At 73.1% G+C, this 22,566-nt stretch carries 20 protein-coding genes; 9 read left to right on the top strand and 11 right to left on the bottom strand.

Features of this window, described 5'->3' with window-relative positions; all coding sequences use genetic code 11:
- Positions 1–5 precede the first annotated feature (5 nt).
- Both SCNRRL3882_RS37050 and SCNRRL3882_RS37045 read right to left on the bottom strand, forming a co-directional pair.
- The gene (locus SCNRRL3882_RS37050; RefSeq protein ID WP_010043224.1) at positions 6–560 is read right to left on the bottom strand and encodes a hypothetical protein; all 555 of its coding nucleotides are present in this window, start codon (positions 558–560) and stop codon (positions 6–8) included.
- A gap of 114 nt (positions 561–674) precedes the next feature.
- A complete protein-coding gene (locus SCNRRL3882_RS37045) occupies positions 675–1,460 on the bottom strand; it encodes a glutamate racemase (protein ID WP_029181401.1) in 786 nt (261 codons plus the stop codon).
- 39 nt (positions 1,461–1,499) lie between these two features.
- Between SCNRRL3882_RS37045 and SCNRRL3882_RS37040 the strand changes: the two genes are divergently transcribed.
- Entirely contained in the window at positions 1,500–2,693 is a 1,194-nt protein-coding gene (locus SCNRRL3882_RS37040) for a glycosyltransferase (protein ID WP_029181402.1), read from the top strand.
- Positions 2,694–2,708: 15 nt separating this feature from the next.
- Here SCNRRL3882_RS37040 and SCNRRL3882_RS37035 read toward each other — a convergent pair whose 3' ends face one another.
- On the bottom strand, positions 2,709–4,001 hold the full coding sequence (locus SCNRRL3882_RS37035) for a TerD family protein (RefSeq protein WP_029181403.1): 1,293 nt from the start codon (positions 3,999–4,001) through the stop codon (positions 2,709–2,711).
- A 296-nt stretch (positions 4,002–4,297) separates the two neighbouring features.
- On the opposite strand from SCNRRL3882_RS37035, the gene SCNRRL3882_RS37030 reads away from it, so the two are divergent.
- The 4 genes from SCNRRL3882_RS37030 (at position 4,298) to SCNRRL3882_RS37015 (ending at position 9,050) form a co-directional block, all read left to right on the top strand.
- Entirely contained in the window at positions 4,298–4,726 is a 429-nt protein-coding gene (locus SCNRRL3882_RS37030) for a DUF6643 family protein (RefSeq protein ID WP_010043232.1), read from the top strand.
- Positions 4,727–4,771: 45 nt separating this feature from the next.
- A complete protein-coding gene (locus tag SCNRRL3882_RS37025; RefSeq protein WP_010043233.1) occupies positions 4,772–5,599 on the top strand; it encodes an MOSC domain-containing protein in 828 nt (275 codons plus the stop codon).
- Positions 5,600–5,773: 174 nt separating this feature from the next.
- The gene (locus SCNRRL3882_RS37020; protein WP_010043235.1) at positions 5,774–6,379 is read left to right on the top strand and encodes a hypothetical protein; all 606 of its coding nucleotides are present in this window, start codon (positions 5,774–5,776) and stop codon (positions 6,377–6,379) included.
- Positions 6,380–6,608: 229 nt separating this feature from the next.
- Positions 6,609–9,050, top strand: coding sequence for a right-handed parallel beta-helix repeat-containing protein (locus SCNRRL3882_RS37015; RefSeq protein ID WP_010043238.1), 2,442 nt, complete (start codon positions 6,609–6,611; stop codon positions 9,048–9,050).
- Here the strand turns inward: SCNRRL3882_RS37015 and SCNRRL3882_RS37010 are convergent.
- Positions 9,020–11,386, bottom strand: a complete 2,367-nt coding sequence (locus SCNRRL3882_RS37010; protein ID WP_010043241.1) for a hypothetical protein — start codon at positions 11,384–11,386, stop codon at positions 9,020–9,022. The genes SCNRRL3882_RS37015 and SCNRRL3882_RS37010 overlap by 31 nt on opposite strands.
- Before the next feature lie 290 nt (positions 11,387–11,676).
- Between SCNRRL3882_RS37010 and SCNRRL3882_RS37005 the strand changes: the two genes are divergently transcribed.
- Together SCNRRL3882_RS37005 and SCNRRL3882_RS37000 are read left to right on the top strand one after the other, a co-directional pair.
- On the top strand, positions 11,677–12,513 hold the full coding sequence (locus tag SCNRRL3882_RS37005) for a DeoR/GlpR family DNA-binding transcription regulator (RefSeq protein WP_010043244.1): 837 nt from the start codon (positions 11,677–11,679) through the stop codon (positions 12,511–12,513).
- Between the two features lie 63 nt (positions 12,514–12,576).
- Positions 12,577–13,047, top strand: a complete 471-nt coding sequence (locus tag SCNRRL3882_RS37000) for an SRPBCC family protein (RefSeq protein ID WP_010043247.1) — start codon at positions 12,577–12,579, stop codon at positions 13,045–13,047.
- A gap of 32 nt (positions 13,048–13,079) precedes the next feature.
- Here SCNRRL3882_RS37000 and SCNRRL3882_RS36995 read toward each other — a convergent pair whose 3' ends face one another.
- The gene (locus SCNRRL3882_RS36995; RefSeq protein ID WP_010043249.1) at positions 13,080–14,204 is read right to left on the bottom strand and encodes a PLP-dependent cysteine synthase family protein; all 1,125 of its coding nucleotides are present in this window, start codon (positions 14,202–14,204) and stop codon (positions 13,080–13,082) included.
- 402 nt (positions 14,205–14,606) lie between these two features.
- Here SCNRRL3882_RS36995 and SCNRRL3882_RS36990 point away from each other — a divergent pair, with 402 nt between their 5' ends.
- Together SCNRRL3882_RS36990 and SCNRRL3882_RS36985 are read left to right on the top strand one after the other, a co-directional pair.
- Positions 14,607–14,930 (top strand): hypothetical protein, encoded by a 324-nt coding sequence (locus SCNRRL3882_RS36990; protein ID WP_010043251.1) that lies wholly within the window; start codon positions 14,607–14,609, stop codon positions 14,928–14,930.
- Between the two features lie 183 nt (positions 14,931–15,113).
- Entirely contained in the window at positions 15,114–15,647 is a 534-nt protein-coding gene (locus tag SCNRRL3882_RS36985) for an ATP-binding protein (RefSeq protein ID WP_173937331.1), read from the top strand.
- Between the two features lie 132 nt (positions 15,648–15,779).
- Here the strand turns inward: SCNRRL3882_RS36985 and SCNRRL3882_RS36980 are convergent, their stop codons facing one another.
- The 6 genes from SCNRRL3882_RS36980 to SCNRRL3882_RS36955 all read right to left on the bottom strand — a co-directional run bounded on the left by SCNRRL3882_RS36980 (position 15,780) and on the right by SCNRRL3882_RS36955 (position 22,539).
- On the bottom strand, positions 15,780–18,341 hold the full coding sequence (locus SCNRRL3882_RS36980) for an ABC transporter permease (RefSeq protein ID WP_010043256.1): 2,562 nt from the start codon (positions 18,339–18,341) through the stop codon (positions 15,780–15,782).
- Positions 18,338–19,096: an ABC transporter ATP-binding protein gene (locus SCNRRL3882_RS36975; RefSeq protein ID WP_010043258.1), complete on the bottom strand. Its 759-nt coding sequence runs from the start codon at positions 19,094–19,096 to the stop codon at positions 18,338–18,340. The genes SCNRRL3882_RS36980 and SCNRRL3882_RS36975 overlap by 4 nt, the downstream gene beginning before the upstream one ends.
- Complete coding sequence (locus SCNRRL3882_RS36970) at positions 19,093–19,374, bottom strand: SHOCT domain-containing protein (protein ID WP_010043261.1); 282 nt, start codon at positions 19,372–19,374, stop codon at positions 19,093–19,095. The genes SCNRRL3882_RS36975 and SCNRRL3882_RS36970 overlap by 4 nt, the downstream gene beginning before the upstream one ends.
- 241 nt (positions 19,375–19,615) lie before the next feature.
- Positions 19,616–20,038, bottom strand: coding sequence for a PPOX class F420-dependent oxidoreductase (locus SCNRRL3882_RS36965; protein ID WP_010043263.1), 423 nt, complete (start codon positions 20,036–20,038; stop codon positions 19,616–19,618).
- A 19-nt stretch (positions 20,039–20,057) separates the two neighbouring features.
- Entirely contained in the window at positions 20,058–20,948 is an 891-nt protein-coding gene (locus SCNRRL3882_RS36960) for an NAD(P)-dependent oxidoreductase (RefSeq protein WP_010043265.1), read from the bottom strand.
- Between the two features lie 118 nt (positions 20,949–21,066).
- Positions 21,067–22,539 carry a ketol-acid reductoisomerase gene (locus tag SCNRRL3882_RS36955; RefSeq protein ID WP_010043266.1) on the bottom strand — a complete coding sequence of 491 codons (1,473 nt, stop codon included), beginning with the start codon at positions 22,537–22,539 and terminating at the stop codon, positions 21,067–21,069.
- Between the last annotated feature and the right edge of the window lie 27 nt (positions 22,540–22,566).

Genomic DNA, 22,566 nt, shown 5'->3' with positions numbered 1-22,566 from the left:
TCCGCTCAGTGCGCGGGGGCGCCCGGCTTGGTCCGCCCCAACCGCGCCTTGATCACCTGTACGGCCGCCTCCGCGTCGTCCACGGTGACCGTGAAGGTGTGTCCGTCCCACAGCTCCAGCACGACGCCCTCGCCCCGTCGCACGACCACCGCGGTGCCCTTCTCCGGCCGCCATCGATAGCCCCAGCCACCCCAGTGGCGGGGAGTGACGTGCGAGATGTACGTGGCGCCCGCCACATGGGACAGCGGGATACGGCGGCGGGGCAGTCCGATGTGGCCGCAGCGCACCTCCAGGTGCTCCTCGTCGACCCGCAGGGCGACGTGCACGAAGGCGAGCGTTCCGAAGAGGACCAGCAGCCCGGCGGCGATGCAGCCGACCACGGCCATGGCCAGCGGGGCGATGCCGGACGTCCAAGCCGAGTCGACGGCCAGTTCGATGCCCAGCGCCATGCAGGCGGCACCGATGAGCGCCAGCAGCCACTGGACCCGGTTGGTGGCCCGGCCGGTCCAGACGTCGGTGTGCGCGTGGGGAGCGTTCTCGCCGTGGCGGTGGTCCCTCATGGCTATGAGGTTACTCAGGTTTCGCTCCGCTGGTACCTCGTGGCGGAGCGTTACTGCGCCGGCCGGTCGGCGGGGCGGATCCGGCACGGCGACGACGCCGGGCGGCGGGTGCGGTCAGCCGGCCGGCGTGACCGCCTGCAACAGCCGTCCTTCGTCATACGCCAGGGCGGATGCGGGCAGCGCGCCCTCGCGTCCGCTCAGCAGGACGGTCAGGGTGCCGTGCGGCGCGGCCCCCGGCGCGGGCTGCCGGCCGAGCCGGCGCAGGGCCTGCGCGGCCACGGCGCCCGCGGAGCCGTGCAGCACGAGAGGCGGCCGGCCGGGGCGCTGGACGGCGGCCCGGATGCGCTCGGCGACCAGTTCGTAGTGGGTGCAGCCGAGGACGACGGTGGTCACCTCGTCAGGCGTCAGCGCGGCGGCCGCGGACACGGCGGCGTCGATCGCTGCCTCGTCCGCGCGTTCGACGGCCTCGGCGAGGCCCCAGCAGGGCACCTCGGTGACGGGAACCCCGCCGGCGAAGTCCCGGATCAAGGTCCGCTGGTAGGTGCTGCCGGTGGTGGCCGGGGTCGCCCAGATGGCGAGGTGTCCGCCGCCGGCCGCGGCCGGCTTGATCGCCGGGACGGTGCCGATGACCGGAAGCTCCGGTTCGAGGCGGGCACGCAGGGCGGTGAGCGCGTGCACCGTCGCGGTGTTGCAGCCGACGATCAGGGCGTCGGGGCGGCGCGCGGCGGCCGCCTCGGCGACGGCCAGGGCACGCTCGGTCAGGTCTTCCGGTGTCCTCGGGCCCCACGGCATTCCGTCGGGATCCAGGGAGAGCACGAGATCGGCGTCGGGGCGCAGCCGCCGAACCGCGGCGGTGGCCGCCAGCAGACCGATTCCGGAGTCCATGAGCGCGATCTTCACCCGGTCACGATAGACGATGAGCGGTCCCGGGCAGTGCGGGTGGGGCAGACTTCGCGCGTGAGCGCCGTTGTGTGGACTGCCGCTGGATCACTTCTCGCCTGGCTCTGGCTGCTGCTCTGTCAGGGCTTCTTCTGGCGCACCGATGTGCGACTGCCGTCGCGCCGGGAACCGGACGCCTGGCCGTCGGTGTGCGTCGTCGTCCCGGCCCGGGACGAGGCGGCGGTGCTGCCCGCCGCGCTGCCGTCGCTGCTCGGACAGGACTATCCGGGGCGTGCGGAGGTCTTCCTCGTCGACGACGGCAGTACGGACGGCACCGGTGACCTGGCGCGTGAACTGGCGCGCCGGATCGGCGGGCTGCCGCTGACGGTGGGCTCGCCGGGCGAGCCGCCCGCGGGCTGGACCGGCAAGCTGTGGGCGGTGCGCCACGGCATCGGCCTGGCCCGTGCGCGTGACCCCGAGTACCTGCTGCTGACGGACGCCGACATCGCGCACGCGCCGGACAGCCTGCGGGAGCTGGTGGCGGCGGCCCGTGCGGGTGGGTTCGACGTCGTCTCGCAGATGGCCCGGCTGCGGGTGGAGAGCACCTGGGAGAGGCTCGTCGTACCCGCCTTCGTCTATTTCTTCGCTCAGCTCTACCCCTTCCGCCGGATCGGGAAGAAGGGGGCTCGGACGGCGGCCGCGGCCGGTGGGTGTGTCCTGCTGCGGACTGCGGCGGCCGAGCGGGCGCGGATCCCTGACGCGATCCGGCACTCCGTGATCGACGACGTCGCTCTCGCGCGGGCGGTGAAGGGCAGCGGCGGCCGTGTCTGGCTGGGGCTGGCCGACCGGGTGGACAGCGTGCGCCCGTATCCGCGGCTGGGCGATCTGTGGCGGATGGTGTCGCGCAGCGCCTACGCCCAGCTGCGGCACAACCCCCTGCTGCTGGCCGGCACGGTAGCCGGGCTGGCGCTGGTGTATCTGGTGCCGCCCGTGGCGGTGGTGGCCGGCCTGGCGTCGGGGAATGCGGCGGCAGCGGTCGCCGGAGGGCTGGCCTGGCTGGTCATGACGGGGACGTACGTGCCGATGCTCCGCTACTACCGGCAGCCGCTGTGGCTCGCTCCCCTGCTGCCGTTCACCGCGTTCCTCTATCTCCTCATGACCGTCGACTCCGCGGTGCAGCACTACCGGGGACGCGGTGCGGCCTGGAAGGGCCGCACCTATGCCCGCCCGGAAGCCGTCCCCGACGAGGGCTGACCGCCGCGGGTGGAGTCACTTCCTCCCGGGTGTCCAGTTCATGCCCCACCCGTAGGCGTAGTCGACGGTCCGCTGCGGGCTCACCCCGCGCTCGGGCACGAGGTAGCGCGCCTCCCGCTGCACGACGAGGTCGCCACCCGTGTTGGTGATCAGGGCGAGCGCGCACACGGGCGAGGGGACGGTGCACTCGTCGAGGAAGAACTCGATGGGGGCGCCGTGCTGCGGCTGGAGGGTGACGGTGGCGTTCAGGTCGGCGAACGAGCGGGCGCCTTCGTAGATGGTGACGAAGACGAGGATGCGCCGGAAAGCGTTCTTGTGGTCGAGATTGACGGTGAGGTTCTCACCGGTCGACACGGCGCCGGTGCGGTCGTCGCCGTCGAGGTGGATGTACGGGGGCTGGTGCAGGGCCCCGAAGGCGTTGCCGAGGGCCTGTACGACGCCCTTGCTGCCGTCGGCGAGTTCGTACAGCGCGCACAGGTCGAGGTCGAGGTCGGAGTGCATCGCGGCCGGGCGGCCGAACTTGCTGCTCCAGCCCGAGAACTGCTTGCGCACCTGCCAGTTGAGGTTCACGTGCAGGGCTCCGGAGGTGCCGCCCTGCTTGGTGAGCGACACGGAGGGGGCCGCCTTGGTGAGCGTCACCTTGGTGAGGCGGACGGGCTCGGGCGGTGCCGCCGGGGGCGCGGCCGGCGGGGGCGGCGCCAGCGGCTGCGCGGGCGGCGGGGGCGGGTACGCCGAGGGCGCGGCCACGGGCGGCACGGGAGCCGGGGTCGGGGTCGGGGCCGCCTGCTGCGGTTCGTCCACCGAGATGCCGTAGTCCGTGGCCAGTCCTTCGAGTCCGCTGCTGTAGCCCTGGCCGACGGCGCGGAACTTCCAGGCGCCCTGGCGGCGGTAGAACTCGCCGAGCACGAAAGCGGTTTCGGTGGTGGCGCCCGGGTCGTCGAAGCGGGCGACCGGCGTTCCCCCAGTGGTGTCCCGGACCTCGATGTACAGGCCCGGGACCTGCCCGAACGTGCCCCCGTCGGCGGAGGCGGCGAGGACGATCGTCTCGATCGCGGGCTCCACGCGCGTGAGGTCGACGAGGAGCGTGTCGGTCACCCGGCCGTCGGCGTTCCGCTTGCCCTCGTGGCGGATCGCGCCGGAGGAGTGCGCGGGCTGGTTGTAGAAGACGAAGTCCGCGTCGGACCGGACCTTTCCGCTTACCAGCAGCAAAGCGGAGGCGTCGGCGTCGGGCACCCCCGGTCCGGCGCGCCAGCCCAATTCCACGCGCAGCGCCGAGGTAGGCACAGCAGTATTTGAACCTTTCAACATTTGCATGTCCGCCCCCATTGCGTGTCACCGCGCCAGGCCATCCCCGGCCGTCCGTCGAGTTCCGTCCGCACAACCTATTCCTCCCCGCGGCGAACTCCCATGCGTCGCCACCGGAAGACGGGGGTCAACCCGCCGGTAACCCGCCCGGAACTCGGCCTTTACACGATCAGAACCCCGTCCGGCGCCCCTTTTTGCCGAGTTCGCTCGCATTGGGGATACCGGGTCACTGCCGACACGGAAAACAACCCTCTTATCGGTCTCCCCAACCAGCACATCGTGGGCTTAACTTATGTGCCATGACCTCCCCCCGCTCCACCTATGGCGGCGGCTACTACTCCGCCTCCTTCCCGGACACCCCGATCTACGACAAGCTCGTCGCCGAGCGGGGCACCCCGCAGATCGCCCCGATCCGGGTCCCCGCGCAGTACGACACGCCGGGCGGCAACCTGCCCGCCCTCCCCTCGGCGCTGCCCGCCCTTCCTGCAGCCCCCTCCCAGCCCGCCTACGGGTATCCGCAGGCGCCGCAGCCCGCCCCGCTCCAGCAAGCGCCCGCGGCGTACATCCCGCAGCAGGCCACCGCACCGCGCGGCTATCCCGGCCCCCAGCCGCAGCCACCGCGTCCGGCGGCACCCGGCGCGGGCTACGAGGCGATGCGTCCCGCGGCTCCCCGGCCCGCCCAGGCTCCCTATCAGGACCCGTACAACCAGCAGTACCGCGGTTACTGAGCCGCCCGCCCGGGGGCTGTCGGTACCGACTGGCACGATGGCCCCATGGGGAACGCACACCTGCACTCGATCCACGTCCATCCGGTCAAGGCGGTCCGGGGCCTCGCGCCCCGGGAGGCCGCCGTGGAGCCCTGGGGGCTGGCCGGAGACCGGCGCTGGGTGCTGATCGACGACGGGGGAAAGGTCGTCACGCAACGCCAGCAGCCCTGCCTCGCCCTGGCCGCCGCCGAGCTTCTGCCGGACGGCGGCGTCCGCCTGTCCGCGCCCGGCATGGACCCCCTGACGGTGTCCGTTCCCCGGCCGTCGGCCACGGTGCCGGTGGAGATCTTCCGCGACAAGGTCGACGCGGTCCCGGCCGAGGACGAGGCCGCGCACGCCTGGTGCAGCGCCTATCTCGGCATCGGCGTGCGTCTCGCGTACATGGACGACCCGGCCACGCGCCGGCCCGTCGACCCGGAGTACGCGCGCCCCGGCGAGACCGTCTCCTTCGCCGACGGCTTTCCGCTGCTGCTCACCACCACGGCCTCCCTCGACGCCCTCAACGCGCTGATCGCGCAGGGGGACCACGCGGACGAGGGCCCGCTGCCCATGAACCGTTTCCGGCCGAGCGTGGTCGTGGCGGGCACCGACGCCTGGGCCGAGGACGACTGGTCGCGTCTCACGATCGGGGACGTGTCCTTCCGCGTCGCCAAGACCTGCGGACGATGCGTGGTGACCACCACCGACCAGGGCACCGGCGAGCGCGGCCGCGAGCCTTTGTACAGCCTGGGGCGGCACCGGCGGCTCGGCGGCAAGCTGGTCTTCGGGCAGAACCTGGTGCCCCTGTCCGGAGGCACGATCCGGGTCGGTGACCCGGTCACGATCCTCGAATAGGCCGGGCCGGAGGTCTGCGCCCGGGCGGGAACCGGGCGACGGGGCCGGGCGTTGGCGTTGTGTGAGAAGTGCATGAGAGTCGCCGGTGAGAGGTGATTTCCCTCTCTCTTCGCCGGGTTGGCGCGCGGACGGCTCCGCCGGGGGTTATCACGGAGCCGGAAGGGGGTGCAGGCAGTGCGAGCGATCAGTGGACTCTGGCGCTGGCGGCGCAACCCGCTGTGCCGCGCCACCGATCTGGCCGAGGCCTGGGTGGCGCTGGCGGCCCTGGTGCTGATCCTCCTGGCCGCCCCGGTGGCCGGCTCCCTCGTCGGGGGCGCCGCCCAGGAAGCGCTCCAGCGCTCCGTCCGCGAGCAGCACGAAGCGCGGCACCTCGTGACGGCCACCGTGGTCCGCAAGCTCGACCCCTCCCCGCTGGACGCCGACCCCGAGACGTCCACGGGCCGGGATCTGCGCAACCGCGTCCTCGCCGACTGGACGGCACCCGACGGCACCGCGCAGCACGGCCCGGTGCTGGCGAGCCTCAAGGACCCGCAACAGGGCGACGAGTTCCGGATCTGGACCGACCGGCACGGCCGGATGGTGGCCCGCCCCCTCGACTCCGCGACGGCGTCGACGCACGCGGTCCTCGCCGGCTTCGGCGCGGCCCTCGTGGCCGGCGGTCTCATAGAGGGCGGCAGACGGCTGATCGTCTGGCGCATGGTCCGCCGCCGGTACGCCCGTTGGGACCAGGCATGGGACAAGGCGGGCCCGGACTGGGGCAGGACGGGCACCGGCAGCTGACAGCCTTCCGGCTCTGGTCAACCCACCACCCGCGCGCACGCTACGGTGGTCCGGCCGAACCGTTCGGCACAACCCGCGCGCGAGCGAGCAGGAGGGGCGCGCCGGTTTCGATGCCGCGTGCGCGCGCAGGCCCGAGGGGGCCCGGCACGGTCGCGGTCCCGACACCGGTTGGAGCGCCCCGAAGGCGAACGAGCCATCAGTACGACCGAGGTGGGGGCACAGCTACACCATGGCACAGGGCACGGTCCAGGTGACGCACACCGGCACGTCGCGGTGGCGGCGCCGCACGGGTGAGTACGCATCGCTCGCCGCTGCCCTGGAGGCCGCGGCCGACGGAGACGTCCTCACGGTCGCCCCCGGCACCTACCGGGAGAACCTCGTCGTGCAGCGCGCGGTGACGCTGCGCGGCCCCGAGGGCTCCCCCGGCTCGGTGCGGATCGCGCCCGCGGACGGCGTGCCGCTGACCGTGCGCGCCTCGGCGGTGGTCCAGGACCTGCACGTGGAGGGCCAGGACGCGGCGGCCCCCGCGGTGCTGGTGGAGGAGGGCACTCCGGAACTGAGCAACGTACGGGTGGTCACGCGGTCGGCGACCGGGATCGAGGTGCGCGGCAGCGCCAGGCCCACGGTCCGGCGCTGCGCGGTCGACAATCCGGCGGGCATCGGCATCGCCGTACTCGACGGTGCGGGCGGGCTGTTCGAGGAGTGCGAGGTCGTCGCGGCCGGCCAGGCGGGCGTGGCGGTGCGCGGCGGCGCCCACCCCCGTCTGGAGCGCTGCCGGGTGCACCACACCTCGGGCTCGGGCCTGTCGGCGACCGGGGAGAACTCGGCGCTGGAGGCGGTGGGCTGCGAGGTCTACGAGGTCCGGGGCAGCGGCGTGCAGATCACCGGCCGGGCCACCGCGCACCTCACCGACTGCGATGTGCACCGCACGACGGCCGACGGTGTCACGCTCGACACGGACGCCGTGCTGACGCTCGCCGACTGCCGTATCCACGACATCCCGGAGAACGCGGTCGACCTGCGTTCCCGCTCCGTCCTCACACTGACCCGCACCACGGTGCGGCAGTTCGGGCGCAACGGCCTGTCGGTGTGGGACCCGGGCACACGCGTGGACGCCAACCAGTGCGAGATCTTCGACAGCACGGGCGACTACCCGGCGGTGTGGGTGAGCGACGGCGCCACCGCGGTGCTCGACTCGTGCCGGGTGCACGACGTGCCGGACGCCCTGTTCGTCCTCGACCGCGGCTCGCGCGCGGACGTCGTCGACAGCGACCTGTCGCAGGTGCGCAACACGGCCGTGTCGGTGAGCGACGGCGCCACCGCGCAGCTCGACGACTGCCGGATCCGGGACGCGGCGACGGGCGCCTGGTTCCGCGACCACGGCAGCGGGGGCACCCTCAGCAACTGCACGCTGGACGGCACCCAGACCGGCGTCATCGTCACCAAGGGCGCCGACCCCACGGTGGAACGCTGCACGGTCGACTCACCCGCGGAGGCGGGGGTGTACGTCTCGGCGGGCGGCCGCGGCAGCTTCCAGAACTGCCGGGTGACGGGCAGCGGCGGCTACGGCTTCCACGTGATCGACGGCAGCCGTACGACGCTGCGGAAGTGCCGCACGGAGCGGTGCGCGCGCGGCGGCTACGAGTTCGCGGACAGCGGCGCGGACGCGTCGTCCGGGGCGGGCCCCCTGGTCGAGGACTGCACCAGCGACGAGAGCGCGGGACTGCGGGCACCGGCGGCGCGGGAGACGGCCGTGCAGACGGTGAGCCACTCCCCCGGCCTGCTGGGCGCGGTCCCGGGGCAGCGCACCGAGCCGGCGCCCCCGGCCCCGGCCCCGGTCGCGGAGCCCGAGCAGCCGGCCCGCACCTCCAAGGACGTCCTCGGTGAACTCGACGCGCTGGTCGGCCTGGAGAGCGTCAAGCGCGAGGTGCGCGCCCTCACCGACATGATCGAGGTCGGCCGGCGCCGGCAGCAGGCGGGCCTGAAGGCCGCGTCGGTCAAGCGGCATCTGGTCTTCACCGGCTCCCCCGGCACGGGCAAGACGACGGTCGCACGGCTGTACGGCGAGATCCTCGCGTCGCTCGGTGTGCTGGAGAAGGGCCACCTGGTCGAGGTGTCCCGGGTCGACCTGGTGGGCGAGCACATCGGCTCGACCGCGATCCGCACGCAGGAGGCCTTCGAGAAGGCGCGCGGCGGTGTGCTGTTCATCGACGAGGCGTACGCGCTGTCCCCCGAGGACGCGGGCCGCGACTTCGGCAAGGAGGCCATCGACACACTGGTGAAGCTGATGGAGGACCACCGGGACGCGGTCGTGGTGATCGTCGCGGGCTACACGGCCGAGATGGAGCGCTTCCTGTCGGTCAACCCCGGGGTGGCCTCCCGGTTCTCACGGACCATCACCTTCAGCGACTACGGCCCCGAGGACCTGCTGCGGATCGTGGAGCAGCAGGCCGAGGAGCACGAGTACCGGCTGGCGGAGGGCGCGGCCAAGGCCCTGCGGAAGTACTTCACGGAGATCCCGAAGGGTCCGGCGTTCGGCAACGGCCGTACCGCCCGGCAGACCTTCGAGGCGATGGTGGAGCGGCACGCGAGCCGGGTCGCCCAGTTCCCCGAGCCGAGCACGGACGACCTGACCCTGCTCTACGCCGAGGACCTCCCCGAGCTGCCCTGAGGATCGGCCTCCGGACGGGGTGTCGGCAGGCCCGGCCGCAGCCGGGCCAGCAGCTTGCGGCGCTCCTCGGCGAACGCCGGATCGGCCTGGTAGTCGGAGTGGCCGAGGATCGGCGCCGGCAGCGGGTGCAGGTCGGTGCGGCCGTAGGAGAGGGGGTCCATCAGCGGCACGTGGTCGACCCCGAGGTCGTGGTCGCCGGGCAGGCGCACGGGGCCGCCGATGGGGTCGGTGAGCCGGTACAGGTTGCGCCAGCAGTCGACCTCCCGGTGCAGGGAGCTGAGCGCGGCGGGGCCGAAGTGCGCCGGGAACCAGCGGCCGTAGAGCCGCTCCAGCGGGGAGCCGTAGGTCAGCAGCGCGACGCGTCTGCGGGTGGACGGCGCGAGTTGCCAGGCCGCGGCGGCGGCGAGCACGCTGCCCTGCGAGTGCCCGGAGATGACCAGCCGTCCGCCGGTGACGCGGGTCCAGGTCGCGATCCGCCAGGTCAGGTCGGGCACGGCGCGCTCGGCGTAGCAGGGCGGGGCGAAGGGGTGGGCGGCGCGCGGCCAGAAGGTGCCGACGTCCCAGAGGATGCCGATGGTGCGGCGTGCCGCGGCGTCCTTGTAGGCGCGCCTGCCCCAGGTGACGAACAGTACGAAGCCGAGGCCGATCAGCCAGGAGCCGAGGGCCTGGGCGGTCTCGGCGGCGCCGTGGACGACGGGGTAGGTGCCCTGCGCCGCCTCGCCGGGTGTCTCGTCGGTGGTCAGGGCGCCCACGAGGGCTCCGGCGCCGAGCAGCAGGGTGACACCGGAGGTGACGGCGACGACGCGGGGTCCCCGGTCGGTGAGGGAGGCCATCGCTCTGGTGTAGGCGATACGGCTGGTACGGGCACGGTCCTGGGCCTCGTCCGGGTAGTCGCGGGCCACCGCCTCGCGCTCGGCGCGGGCGAGCTGCCGGGCACGGTGGGCCAGCCAGCCGACGAGCACCAAGAGCACCACGATCACGGGCGGGATCACGGACGCCTGCCAGGTCAGCAGGACCGGCGGGCCGTCGATCGACGTCCCGGTGCCGTCCAGCCAGTCGGACACGCGCTGCGCCACCCCGCCGGACATCACGCCGCCCAGGGCGCAGGCCAGCATCGCGACGGCCGGTCCGCCGAGGCCGCGCAGCACGGCCCGGCGGTCGGGGTCGGTGCGGTGCAGTGCGTGAGCGACGCCGGCGAGGACGATCACGAGCAGGCCCTGGACCAGGGCGAGACCGCCGAAGGTGGCGTCGCCCGGCAGCCGGCCGGCCGACTCCCAGCCGGGGCGCTCCCATCCCGCGTACAGCAGGGCGAGGGCCAGCAGCACGAGGGCGGCGAGCGGCAGGCGTCGTACGAAGCGCTCGTCGAGTTCCCGGTCGAGGCGTCTCTCGCTGCGGCCCCGGCGGCACACCACCCAGACCACGGCGACGGCACAGGCCACCAGGGCGGCCTCCAGGAGCAGGCCCAGGGTGTTCAGTGCGGCGGGGCCGCCGGGCTCGCGGTCGTGGCGGGCGGCGGCGCCGGCTACCGCGGCGGCGACCGTGACCAGTCCGGCGGCGGTGTGCGCGGCGCGCAGCCGGGCCACCAGCCGGCGCCCGTACCAGAAGCCGGGCCGGCCCAGCGCGGTCGGGCCGTCGCCGTCCTCGTCGGGCTCGGGGTCGCGGGCCGGCGGCTGCTGGGACTCGTAGTCGCTCCAGGTGCGCCGGGACAGGTACCACAGCAGACCGGTCAGGGCGGTCGGGACGAAGGACGCCAGGGCGAGTCTGCGGCCCGGGCTGCTCCACCAGCCGCCGTCCGAGACGGTGGGCGAGAGGAAGCCCAGCCAGGAGTGCCGGTCGGCGCACGCGCGTGTGCCCGCGCACTGCCAGGCCGCCAGGTCGAGGGCGACCTCGCAGGCCGCCGCGACGAGCAGCACCGTCAGGGTGAGCCCGGCGAGCCGGACCAGGAGGCCGTACAGGCGCACCGTGCGGCGGCGGCCCCGGGCGTTGGGGCGCATCCAGTGGGCCAGGTTGACGACCATGAACGGCAGCAGCAACAGCCACAGGGCGCGGGTGCCGTTGCCGGAGGTGAGGTTGCACCAGACGTAGGCCTCGGGCACCGGTCCGTCGCGGCGGCGGTCGTCCGGGCTGGTCTCCGCGTCGACGTCGTCGGCGCGCCGGAAGACGGCCGCGATGCCGTCGCCGGTGATCCGCACCGTGCGCGGATCGTTGAGCATCTCCTGCGGCGTGGTGCCCCCCACGCCGTGGACCAGGAGTTCCAGGGCGGTCCCGGTCTCACCGGGCCGCCGGCCGGGATGGTCCGGCCCGCCGGTCGAGGCCTGTTCCTGCGCACGTTCCACTGATTGACACTTCCCCCGTGACACGCCGTCGGCTCTGTCCGTGCGGGCACAAGGATCTCCACTTCTGCGGCGCCGCACACCTCCTGTCACGGAATCTCCCCGATCCGTGACATTGCGAAGCGACGGATGAGCCGCAGGTGACATGTGCGCGACGAGCGGTCGGTGGCGCCACCTGCTCCGCGACATGCGAGGATGAGGCGTCCGCGCACCGGAGCCGGGGAGAATGTCCTGGTTGGCGCAGGTGTGCTGGGCCTGACGGACGGCATTGAGGCGAAAGGACCGGAGCGTACGTGAGCGAGAATCAGAACCTCCTCGCGGAGCAGCGGCGATCCCTGATCCTCGACGAGGTCCGCCGCCGGGGCGGGGTCCGGGTCAACGAGCTGACCCGCAAGCTCGGCGTGTCGGACATGACGGTCCGCCGCGACCTCGACGCGCTCGCCCGTCAGGGCGTGCTGGAGAAGGTGCACGGCGGCGCGGTCCCGGTGGTCGAGGCGAGTACGCACGAACCGGGCTTCGAGGCCAAGTCGGGGCTGGAACTGACCGCCAAGGAGGACATCGCGCGGGAAGCGGCCAAGCTGGTCGCGCCGGGCGCGGCGATCGCCCTGTCCGGCGGTACGACGACGTACGCGCTGGCGCAGCAACTGCTGGACGTGCCGGACCTGACGGTGGTCACCAACTCGGTGCGGGTGGCCGACGTCTTCCACGCGGCGCAGCGCACCTCGGGGCCGCGGCAGGGCGCGGCCACGGTCGTGCTGACCGGCGGTGTGCGCACGCCGTCCGACTCGCTGGTGGGGCCGGTCGCCGACCAGGCGATCGCGGCGCTCCACTTCGACCTGCTGTTCCTCGGGGTGCACGGCATATCGGTCGAGGCCGGCCTGTCGACGCCGAACCTCGCGGAGGCGGAGACGAACCGGCGGCTCGTGCAGTCGGCCCGGCGCGTGGTGGTGGTCGCCGACCACACCAAGTGGGGCAAGGTCGGTCTGAGTTCGTTCGCCTCGCTGGAGCGGATCGACACGCTCGTGACGGACGCCGGTCTGCCGGACGAGGCGCGCGGTGTGGTCGTGGAGCATCTACGACGGCTGGTGGTGGCCGGGGAGCCCGAACCCGAGGAGGGTGGAGACATCTGACGGGCCGCCAGCTAGGGTGACGCTGCCGGTCATCGCCCGCTGCCGTCAGGGAGGGCTTCGTCCATGGCTCACCGTCTGCGCCCGGTGGGGCTCGACTTCGTCGGGGTCGCGCCCGTACGGCACGTCTCCGCGCGCGAGATCTCTGCTCCGGTGGACGCGGTCTTCCACGCGCTGGAGGACGTGCCCGGCTGGGCCGACTGGTTCCCCCAGGTGACGGCCGCCCGCCCGATCGACGGCGGGAAGGGGCGCGACATCCGGCTCGTGGGAGGCGTCCGGTTCCGGGAGTCGATCATCGCGGCATGGGAACCCGAGGTGTACGCCTATCGCGTCGACGTCACCAACGTGCCCGGGGTGCGCGCGATCGTCGAGGAGTGGCGGCTCGCCCCGGCAGGTACCGGGACCCGGGTGCGGTGGACGTTCGCGACCGACGGGACGGCGGCGTACCGGCTCGCCATGAAGCCGGTACGGGCGGCTCAGGCCAAGGCCTTCCGGGACGCCGTCACGGCGCTGGAGCGGAGACTTGCGGCGTCGTAGCGCCGCGCCGGCGGCAGGCCCGGGGTGCCGTGTCAGTCGGGCCAGACCCCCGTCTCCAGCAGCGAGTCGATCGCGGCCGTGTACGGCCCGATGTCCAGCCCCTGGGCGGCCAGCCAGGTGTCCGAGTAGTACTTGTCGAGATACCGGTCCCCCGGGTCGCACAGCAGCGTCACGACGCTGCCCCGCCGTCCCTCGGACACCATCTCCGAGACGATCTTCAGCGCGCTCCACAGGCCCGTGCCGGTCGAGCCGCCCGCTTTGCGGCCGATGGCGCGCTCCAGTGCCCGTACCGCGGCGACACTGGCCGCGTCGGGCACCTTCATCATCCGGTCGATCGCGCCGGGCACGAAGCTCGGTTCCATGCGGGGCCTGCCGATGCCCTCGATGCGGGAGCCGCAGTCGCACGTGACGTCCGGATCGCCGGTGGTCCAGCCCTCGAAGAAGCACGAGTTCTCCGGGTCGGCCACGCAGACGCGCGTGTCGTACTGCATGTAGTGGACGTAGCGCGCGAGGGTCGCCGAGGTGCCGCCGGTGCCCGCCGTGGCGACGATCCACGCCGGCTCGGGGAACCGCTCCCTGCGCAGCTGACGGAAGATGGACTCGGCGATGTTGTTGTTGCCGCGCCAGTCCGTGGCCCGTTCGGCGTAGGTGAACTGGTCCATGTAGTGGCCGCCGGTCTCGGCCGCGAGTCGGGCGGACTCCTCGTACATCGTGCGGGGGTCGTCCACGAAGTGGCACCGGCCGGCGTGGAACTCGATGAGGCGGATCTTCTCGGCGCTCGTCGTGCGCGGCATGACAGCGATGAAGGGCACGCCGATGAGCTTCGCGAAGTACGCCTCGGAGACGGCCGTGGAGCCGCTGGAGGCCTCGATCACCGGGCGGTCCGGCCGGATCCAGCCGTTGCAGAGGCCGTAGAGGAAGAGGGAGCGGGCCAGCCGGTGTTTGAGGCTGCCGGTGGGGTGGGTGGACTCGTCCTTCAGGTAGAGGTCGACGCCCCACCGCTCGGGCAGGGGGAACTGGAGGAGGTGCGTGTCGGCCGAGCGGTTGGCGTCGGCCTGGACTCTGCGGACGGCTTCTTTCAGCCACGCCCGGTAGGCGGCGTCGCTGTGGTCGACGTCGAGGGTCACGCCGGTCCGGGTCTGCTGGGGAGTGCTCACGAGGGGGCTCCTAACGCTGCGCGCCGACGACGCGTCGCGCGGCCGACACCCCGATCATAAGCACCTTGCTCACGCTTCTCACCTGCATAAACGTACCTTTGAGCCCCCCAAAGCGCCCCCTGGGGCAGGGCCCGGGGCAAGGGGGCGCGCGGTCCCGGGGGCGCACTTGCGTATGTGCTCCGGGCGCCCCCTGGAGAGGGGGTCTGCTGTACTGGTGCTCGACGCCGGGTGGGGGCAGACTTCACCGCGGGACCGGGGCTCCGCACGGGGTACCGGCAGGGGTACGACGCACCACCGGAGCAGGTCTCCGGACGGGGGCACACTGGATCAGGACACGAGCCTGTGCCGGGTACCGCGCAGAGGGCGGGCCGGTGCACCGACGCGCACAAGGGGGCGGGTGGCATGGCGGAGCCGGAGTTCAGGGCCACGGGCGTGCGGATCGGGAAGCGGCTGCGTTCGCTCACCCGGGCCGGCCAGGTCCGGATCAGCGACGGCCGGCTCGAGTTGCTGACCAGCTACGGCAGTGAGATCGACAGCGCGCCGGTGCAGGCGGTGCGCGCCTCCAAGCCCTGGTTCGGCCCCGATGACCGGGCCACGGCGGATCTCAACGGCAATCGCTACCAGCTCACCCTGGGCGACCACGACCCCGCTCCGGGCGAGCCGGGGCCGCCGGCCGCACGGCGCTTCATCGAGGCCGTGCGCAGGGCGGCGGGGCGCGGCGACTGAGATGTCCGCGAGTTGCGGTAACCCACCCCCTGCGTCACTCTGGTCTCACGTCACTCTGGGTTTACCGGCGATAACGCTGCGAACCAGCCCGCCGGCCACGACAGCGGGCGGCAGCGTCACGAAGGCGCCCTGCTGGATCCGAACTCCGTGTTCTTCCGGACCTCACGTCGGGGAGTCGCAGCCGTGATCAGCTACCCAAGCAGGCACTGCACGGTGGAGCTCCAAGCCCTGCCGTCGCGGATCGGCCAGGTCCGCAGAATCGTATCTGCGCAGTTGCGCTACTGGCATCTGGACGCTCTGATCGACCGGGCCTCGCTCGGGGTGACGGAGCTGTTGTCCAACGTCCACCGGCATGCCCAGCCCGACAAGACGTGCACCGTGGAGATAGAGCTGCTGCTCGACCGGCTCACGGTCTCGGTGCGTGACCACGACCCGCGGATGCCCGTGGTCGACGACGCCGATCCGCTGGCGACCTGCGGGCGCGGGCTCGCGATGGTGGCCGCCATGAGCGAGAGCTGGGGCGTCCGGCCGGACGGGGAGTCCGGCAAGGTCGTGTGGTTCACCCTTCCGACGACCTCCGCCGCGGTGGCGGCGCCGTCGCGCCCGGCCCGGCGCACGGTCCTGGAGAAACCCGCGCGCAGGTTCGCGGAGGTCGGGCACGCCGCCGACGGGCTGCGGCCCGAACATGCTCCCGCCCGGTCCGCCGTTGCCGGTTGACCGGGCGGTGACCACCGTTTGCACGGGTGCCGCGGGGGCGTACGCCGCCGGGTGTGGCTCCGGGACGTAGGGCGTGTCCCGGAAGTCCCGTCGTCCGCCCGGACGGCGGGACTTCGCGGACGCCCCCCCGAGTCACTCGGTGGCGATGGCCCGCAGCACATCCAGGCGTGCCGCGCGCCGGGCCGGGCGCAGCCCCGCGAGGGCGCCGGCCGCGAGACCCACGAGGGCCACGACCACGAGTTGCGCGGGCGGCATGGCGAAGGCGAAGGCACTGTCACTGGCGCCGTCCGAGGCCCTGACGAGGACCCAGCCGAGGAAGGCGCCGAGGGCGAGCCCGCCGGCCGTGCCGAAGGCGGCGACGAGGACCGACTCCCAGCGGACCATGGCCCGCAGCTGGGAGCGGGTCTGGCCGACGGCCCGCAGCAGCCCGAGTTCCCGGGTGCGTTCGTGGATCGCCAGGGTCAGGGTGTTGGCGATGCCGAGGAGCGCGATGACCACGGCGAGGGCGAGCAGGGCGTAGACCAGGGTGAGCATCATGTCGATGCCGCCGGCCGAGGACTGCGCGTACTCGTCGCGGGTCTGGACCTCCGGGTTGCCGTACCGGGCGGCGGCCTTCTCCACCGCCGCCTTGCCCGCGTCCGTGCTCACGCCGTCCTTGAACGTGACGGCGACGAGGGTGTCGGAGTCCTGGGTGCGGTGCGGGGCCCAGGCGGCGCGGGTGATGACGTAGTCGCCGGCGAGTTCGGACTGCCCGTAGACCGCGCGGACGGTGAAGGTCTCCTTCCTGCCGTCGGTGAAGGTGAGGTGTGCCTTCGACCCGGTGGTGAGGTGCTGCCGGTCGGCCTCCTTCTCGGTGATGGCGATGCCGTCGGTGCCCAGGTCGCGCAGGGAGCCGTCGATCCTGCCGAGGTCGAAGGTGCGTTCCAGGGCGACCGGGTCGGTGACCGTGAGGGCCCGGCCCTTGCCGTCGACCTCGGCGACACCGCGGCCGAGTCCGACCGCCGTGTTCACCTGGGGCAGCTCCTGGACCGCGCCGGCCAGCCTCGGGCTCAGTCCGCTGCCGCCCGCACCGAACGACGGGGCGCTGACGGCGACGTCGCCCGCGAAGGACCGGGACACGGTCTGGTCCATGGTGGCCTTCAGCGAGGCGCCGAACACCGTGAACAGCGACACGACCGCCACGCCGATCATCAGGGCACTGGCGGTGGCCGCGGTGCGCTTCGGACTGCGCAGGGCGCCCTGCCGGGCCAGGACCCCGGTGACACCGCGCAGCCGGTCGAGGGGGCTGCCGAGGATCCGGACGGCGGTGGCGGAGGCGACCGGGCCGAGCACCACGAAGGCGACCAGGGCCAGCACTGCGCCGGCCCCCGCCAGCCAGACGGACGGTGACACCAGGACGCCGGCCAGCGTGAGGGCGAGGGCCAGCGCGACCAGGCCCGTCCCGGTGACGGCCCGCAGGCGGGACGCGCCGGAGGTGTCGACGGCCGTCTCGCGAAGGGCTGCCAGGGGTGCGGTGCGGCCGGCGCGTACGGCGGGCAGCAGGGCGGAGCCCAGGCAGACCACGATGCCGACGGCCAGCGGCAGCGCCAGGGACAGGGCCTTGACCACCAGCTCGCCCTCGGGGAACGGAAAGCCGATGGCCGGGAACAGCGCCTGGAGCCCGGCCGCGATGCCGATGCCGCCCACGAGGCCGGCCAGGGACGCGGTCACGGCCACGGCGGTGGCCTCCACCAGAGTGGTGACGGTGACCTGGCGGCGGGAGGCGCCCAGCGCCCGCAACAGGGCGTTCTCGCGAGTGCGTTGGGCGACGACGATGGCGAAGGTGTTGTGGATGGAGAAGGTCGCCACCAGCAGGGCGATGCCGGAGAACACCAGCAGGAAGAGCGTGAAGATGCTCAGGAACTGGCTGGAGATCATCTCGTTGTTCTCCTCGGCCGACTCCTGGCCGGTGATGGCCTCGACCCCCTTGGGCAGGGCGGGTGTCAGCCGGTCGACGAGCTCCCGCTGGCTCACCCCGGGACCGGCTCGCACCTGGATGCTCGCCGCCTCGCCCGGCCGTGCCGTGAGGTACTTCTCCGCGTCGGCCACGGTCATCCCGGTGAAGGTCACCTGTGCCATGCCGTCCTCGCCGCCGAAGGTGGCGAGGCCGACGATGGTCACCCGGACCGGGTCGGGGGTGCGCAGGGTGGTCGTGTCGCCGATCTTCAGGTCGCCCTTCTCGGCGGTGCCGCGGTTGACGACGACCTCGCCGGACTTCCGCGGGGCGCGCCCCTCGGCGAGCTGGTAGGGGTTGAGCTCCGGGTCGGTGATCCAGTTGCCGGCGAGGGTGGGCGGGCCCTGTCCGCCGATCGGGTCGCCATCGGCGCCCAGGAGCTGCCCGGCGCCCTGGATGTCGGGAACGGCGGCCGCGACTCCCGGGACCTTCTCGATGGTCCCGACCAGGTCGGTGGCGATCGGCTGCCGCACGCCCTGGCTCTCGCCGGGCGTGGTGATGGCGTCGGCGCTGCGCACCACGGCGTCGGTGCCGCTGGTCGCGTTGCCGAACATGGAGTCGAAGCCGGCGCGCAGCGTGTCGCCCATGACGAGCGTCCCGGCCAGGAACGCCACGCCCAGGAACACGGCGAGGAACGTACCGGCGAAGCGCCGCCGGTGGGCGCGCAGGGAGGACACGCCCAGGCGGACCGAGGCGTTCATGAGGGCACCTCGAAGGCCTTCATCCGGTCCAGGACCCGGTCGGCGGTCGGGGACTCCATGCGGTCGACCAGGCGTCCGTCGGCGAGGAAGACGACCTCGTCGGCGTGCGCGGCGGCCACGGGATCGTGGGTGACCATGACGACCGTGCGCCGCGTCTCGCGTACGGTGCGACCGAGCAGGCCGAGCACCTCCTCGCCGGAGCGCGAGTCGAGGTTGCCGGTCGGCTCGTCGGCGAAGACGACGTCCGGCTGTCCGGCGAACGCCCGGGCCACGGCGACGCGTTGCTGCTGTCCGCCGGAGAGCTCGGCGGGCCGGTGGTGGAGCCGGTCACGCAGTCCGACGACATCGATCAGCGTGTCGATCCACCCCGGGTCGCCGCGGACTCCCGCCAGGTCCAGGGGCAGCCTGATGTTCTCCGCGACGGTGAGTGTCGGCACCAGGTTGTACGCCTGGAACACGAAGCCCACGCGGTCGCGGCGCAGGAGCGTGAGGCGGCGGTCGTCGAGGCCGCCCAGGTCGGTGTCGCCGATGCGGGCGGTACCCGAGGTGAGCGTGTCCAGACCGGCCGCGCAGTGCATCAGGGTGGACTTGCCGGAGCCCGAGGGCCCCATGATCGCGGTGAAGCGGCCGGCCGGGAAACTCACGGTCACGCCGTCGAGGGCGCGTACGGCGGTGTCACCACCGCCGTACACCTTCACCGCGTCGACGACCCGGGCGGCGGGCCGCGTGGTCGTCGTGGCGGTCGTGCTGGTCATGCCGCACCTCCCTTGCGGCCGAACTCCTCGTCCAGCACGGACAGCCGGCGCCAGTACTCGTCCTCGTCGATCTCGCCGGAGGCGAAGCGGTGTCCGAGGACGGCGATGGGCGAGTCGTTCCCGGCCGGGGGCTGCCGCCAGGGGCCGCCGCGGCGTCCGTGCCACACCGTGCGGCGCAGCAGCACGAGGCCGCCGCCGATGACCAGTGCCCAGATCACCGGGAAGAGCAGGATCCACGGGCCGGGGCCGCCGTCACCGAAGTTCGCCAGGGTCTGCATGTCGTTCAACTCCTCGGAGGCGTTGTCGCGATGTCTCGCTTTCGCTTCCGAGCGTCGCCCCGCGAGGGGTCCCCGGTCGTCGTACGGCCAGCGGCAGTGCGCGTACCTCGCGGGGAGTAGACGGGCAGGGCGGCGTGTACCACCAGCGCATCAAGGCGTGTCTGCGGCGCGAGAGGAAGTGCTCGACGGCCGCCGCCCGCTCGGTGGGCGGCGGCCGCGGGATGCCGTATGGTTCCCGGTCTCAGCCCATGGCCTGGTCGTTGTCCTTCAGCTCGCCCCAGCCGTGCCAGCGGTCGACCTCGATCCAGGCGCTGACCCGGGGCCGGACGCGGTTCGGGTAGGGCTTGCCGCCGTAGTGCCGGGAGAGCAGGTCGATGTCGGCCAGGTCCTTGTCGTCGTACATCTCGGTGACGCGGCCGATGAGGGTGACGTGGGTGTACCAGTTGTCCTCGGCGAGGACGGTGAGCGTCACGCGCGGGTCGCGGCGCAGGTGCTTCAGGCGGACCCGGCCCTCGTCGAGGTTGATCAGCACCCGGCCGTCTTTCCACGCGTACCAGGTCGCGGTGGAAACCGGTGTGCCGTCGGAGCGCAGCGTGGCCATGACGCACGGGTTCGGCCGGCTCAGCAGGGCCTCGGCCTCGGGCGGCAGCGGCGGCTTGGACATGGGGGAACCTCCCGGGTGATCAGGCGGACGGGTTTTCGTCGAAACTCGCGAAGTAGGCGGCGGCCATGTCCTCGTCGCCGTGGCCCTGGGCGGCGGCACGCTCCATGCGGGCTGCGGCGGCTTCGGCCACGTCCAGGCGGACTCCGTGGTCCGCACCGGCCTCGACGATGAGGCGGGCGTCCTTGGCGGCGGTGGTCACCGCGAACTGGGGCGGTGTGAGCCGGTCTTCGAGGACCAGCCCGGACTTGGCGTGCAAGTAGCCCATGTCGAGCGGACCGCCGGCGATGAGGTCGAGGAAACCGCGCGGGTCGATGCCGAGGCCCTTCGCCAGTGCCAGGGCCTCACCGGCGGCTGCGGTCACGGCGAGGACCCAGCTGTTGGCGACCAGCTTCAGCCGGGTGGCGCCGCCGGTCGCCCCGTCCTCGCCGGCCCACACGGTGCGGGCGCCGATGGCATCGAAGACCGGCGTCACCGTGTCCCGGCCCTCGACGGGGCCGGCGGCGAGCACGGTCAGCTGCCCGGCCTCGGCGGGCTGCCGGGTGCCCAGGACGGGCGCGTCGTAGAAGACCAGGCCGTGTTCGCGGGCGAAGGCGGCGAGGTCGCCGACGGCCTCGACGCCGGCGGTCGTGGACTGCACCCAGGCGGCGCCCGGACGCAGGGCGGGGGCGGCCTCCCGCATCGTGTCCAGGGCGGCGGGGCCGTCGTAGAGCATGGTCAGGACGACGTCGGTGTCCCGGACCGCCTGCGCGGGGGTGTCGGCGATGTGCACGCCCTCGGCGGCCAGCGGCTCGGCCTTGGCACGGGTGCGGTTCCAGGCGTGGACGGTGTGCCCGGCGCGCGCCAGGTTGCGGGCCATCGCGGCGCCCATGATGCCGGTGCCCAGGACGCTCACGGAGAGCTTGTCGGTCATGACGTCAACTTCCTCGGTGGTGCGGTGCGGACGGGCTGTCTGCCGACCAGCCTGCCCGCTCAGCGGCTCGCCTTCCCGGAAGCTGCGCCCGCAAGCCTGAGACCCGTGGGGTCATGCTTCAGGTCACCGAGATGTCCACGGACGGCCGCAGTCCGGCCGCCGCGGCCAGGGCCTCGTGCACCGGGTGGGCGGCGAAGGCCGCGAGCAGGGCCGCGTCCGCCGGGTGGTCCGCGGCCGGGTAGGCGATCTGCTCGTAGGCGGCGAGGAAGCGCGGGCCCCAGCGGCGGGCGCCGAGGCGGGCCGTGCGGGAGCAGTTGTCGACCATGTACGCCACGTCCCGGGCGTGCATGTAGGGCAGCAGGGAGTCGACGGCCTCGATGACGGACTCGTTGACGATCTCCGACCAGGGGTGCCCGCGCTCGGCGAACTCGTCGATCTGGGCGGTCATGGTGGCGACGAACACGCCGGCGGTGAACGGGTCGACGGGCAGGTCGCGGCTGTCGCGCCGGGCCCGCACCCGGTTACTCACCGCCCACATCGGGGATCCCCCGATGCCGCTCATCGGGCGTGCGCCGAGCCGTCGTTCGGCGAGGATGACGCTGCGCAGTTCGGTGCCGTCGGCGACCTCGTCGTAGATCTCGGCGACGATCTCGCGCGCGGGGGCGTAGGTGGCCGTGTACGCCCGGTCGAAGACGTCCCGCGCCGCCTGGTCGAGGCCCTCGCGCACGGCCCGCAGTCCGGCCCGCGAGATGGTGCGGGCGATCGGGCCGGTGACGTTCTCACAGGACCGTTCGTATGCCGTCACCTCGTCGTCGCCGGCGAGGCGGTAGCGGGTGTAAAGGCTCTCGACCATGCCGTGGACGGCGCCGAGCAGGATGGCGCGTTCGCCGACGATGTCCGAGCGGTACTCGCTGTCGAGCGTGGTGCGGAAGGTGTAGGGCGAGCCGAGCGCCACGGACCAGCCGAGCGCCAGGTCGACGGCCCGTCCGTCGGGGTCGGCGTGCACGGCGAAACTGCTGTTGATCCCGGCGCCGTTGACGTGCGCGCCCTGCTCGTAGAGCCGCCGCACCGAGTCGCCCATTCCCTTGGGGCACACAGCGATCACCCCGTGCCCCGGCGGGAACCCGCCGCCCGATTCCCGCAGGTGGCCCATCAGGAAGCCGTGCGAGAGGCCGATGACGGCGCCGGGCTGGAGGGCCGCGAAGATCTCCTGGTGATGGGCCGCGAGCGCGGAGTCGGCGATCAGCAGGATCACCAGGTCACCCTCTCCGGCGACCGTGAGCCAGTCGCCGAGCGTGCCGTCGTCCTCGGTGAAGCCGTGGGCACGGGCATCGGCGAGGGAGTGCGAGCCGGGGCGGAGCCCGACGGCCACCCGGATGTCCGTGCCGGCGAGGGAGTCGCGGAGATTGAGGGCCTGCGCCCGCCCCTGGGGCCCCCAGCCGAGGACACCGATGCGCCGGATGCCCGCGAAGGCCTGCGGGAGCAGCGGAAAGAGGTGCCGCCCGCCCCGCAGGACGGTCTCGGTGCCGCCGGGCACGTCCATGGTGTCGAGGGGGAAGACGCGTGAGGTGTACGCGGTCGTCGAGGTCATGGTCGAGTTGTAGGCTCGGCCGGAGCG

Source organism: Streptomyces chartreusis NRRL 3882 (assembly GCF_900236475.1).
Taxonomy (GTDB): Bacteria; Actinomycetota; Actinomycetes; order Streptomycetales; family Streptomycetaceae; genus Streptomyces; species Streptomyces chartreusis_D.
This window is presented reverse-complemented; position numbering and strand designations above follow the sequence as displayed.

Excerpts from the sequence above, each read along its gene's own strand:
- SCNRRL3882_RS37025 (WP_010043233.1), top strand. The coding sequence starts at position 4,772 with ATGGGGAACGCACACCTGCACTCGATCCACGTCCATCCGGTCAAGGCG.
- SCNRRL3882_RS37035 (WP_029181403.1), bottom strand. The coding sequence starts at position 4,001 with ATGTTGAAAGGTTCAAATACTGCTGTGCCTACCTCGGCGCTGCGCGTG.
- SCNRRL3882_RS36970 (WP_010043261.1), bottom strand. The coding sequence starts at position 19,374 with ATGCAGACCCTGGCGAACTTCGGTGACGGCGGCCCCGGCCCGTGGATC.
- SCNRRL3882_RS36980 (WP_010043256.1), bottom strand. The coding sequence starts at position 18,341 with ATGAACGCCTCGGTCCGCCTGGGCGTGTCCTCCCTGCGCGCCCACCGG.
- SCNRRL3882_RS37030 (WP_010043232.1), top strand. The coding sequence starts at position 4,298 with ATGACCTCCCCCCGCTCCACCTATGGCGGCGGCTACTACTCCGCCTCC.
- SCNRRL3882_RS37000 (WP_010043247.1), top strand. The coding sequence starts at position 12,577 with ATGGCTCACCGTCTGCGCCCGGTGGGGCTCGACTTCGTCGGGGTCGCG.
- SCNRRL3882_RS36955 (WP_010043266.1), bottom strand. The coding sequence starts at position 22,539 with ATGACCTCGACGACCGCGTACACCTCACGCGTCTTCCCCCTCGACACC.
- SCNRRL3882_RS36990 (WP_010043251.1), top strand. The coding sequence starts at position 14,607 with ATGGCGGAGCCGGAGTTCAGGGCCACGGGCGTGCGGATCGGGAAGCGG.
- SCNRRL3882_RS37015 (WP_010043238.1), top strand. The coding sequence starts at position 6,609 with ATGGCACAGGGCACGGTCCAGGTGACGCACACCGGCACGTCGCGGTGG.
- SCNRRL3882_RS36975 (WP_010043258.1), bottom strand. The coding sequence starts at position 19,096 with ATGACCAGCACGACCGCCACGACGACCACGCGGCCCGCCGCCCGGGTC.
- SCNRRL3882_RS37050 (WP_010043224.1), bottom strand. The coding sequence starts at position 560 with ATGAGGGACCACCGCCACGGCGAGAACGCTCCCCACGCGCACACCGAC.
- SCNRRL3882_RS36960 (WP_010043265.1), bottom strand. The coding sequence starts at position 20,948 with ATGACCGACAAGCTCTCCGTGAGCGTCCTGGGCACCGGCATCATGGGC.
- SCNRRL3882_RS36965 (WP_010043263.1), bottom strand. The coding sequence starts at position 20,038 with ATGTCCAAGCCGCCGCTGCCGCCCGAGGCCGAGGCCCTGCTGAGCCGG.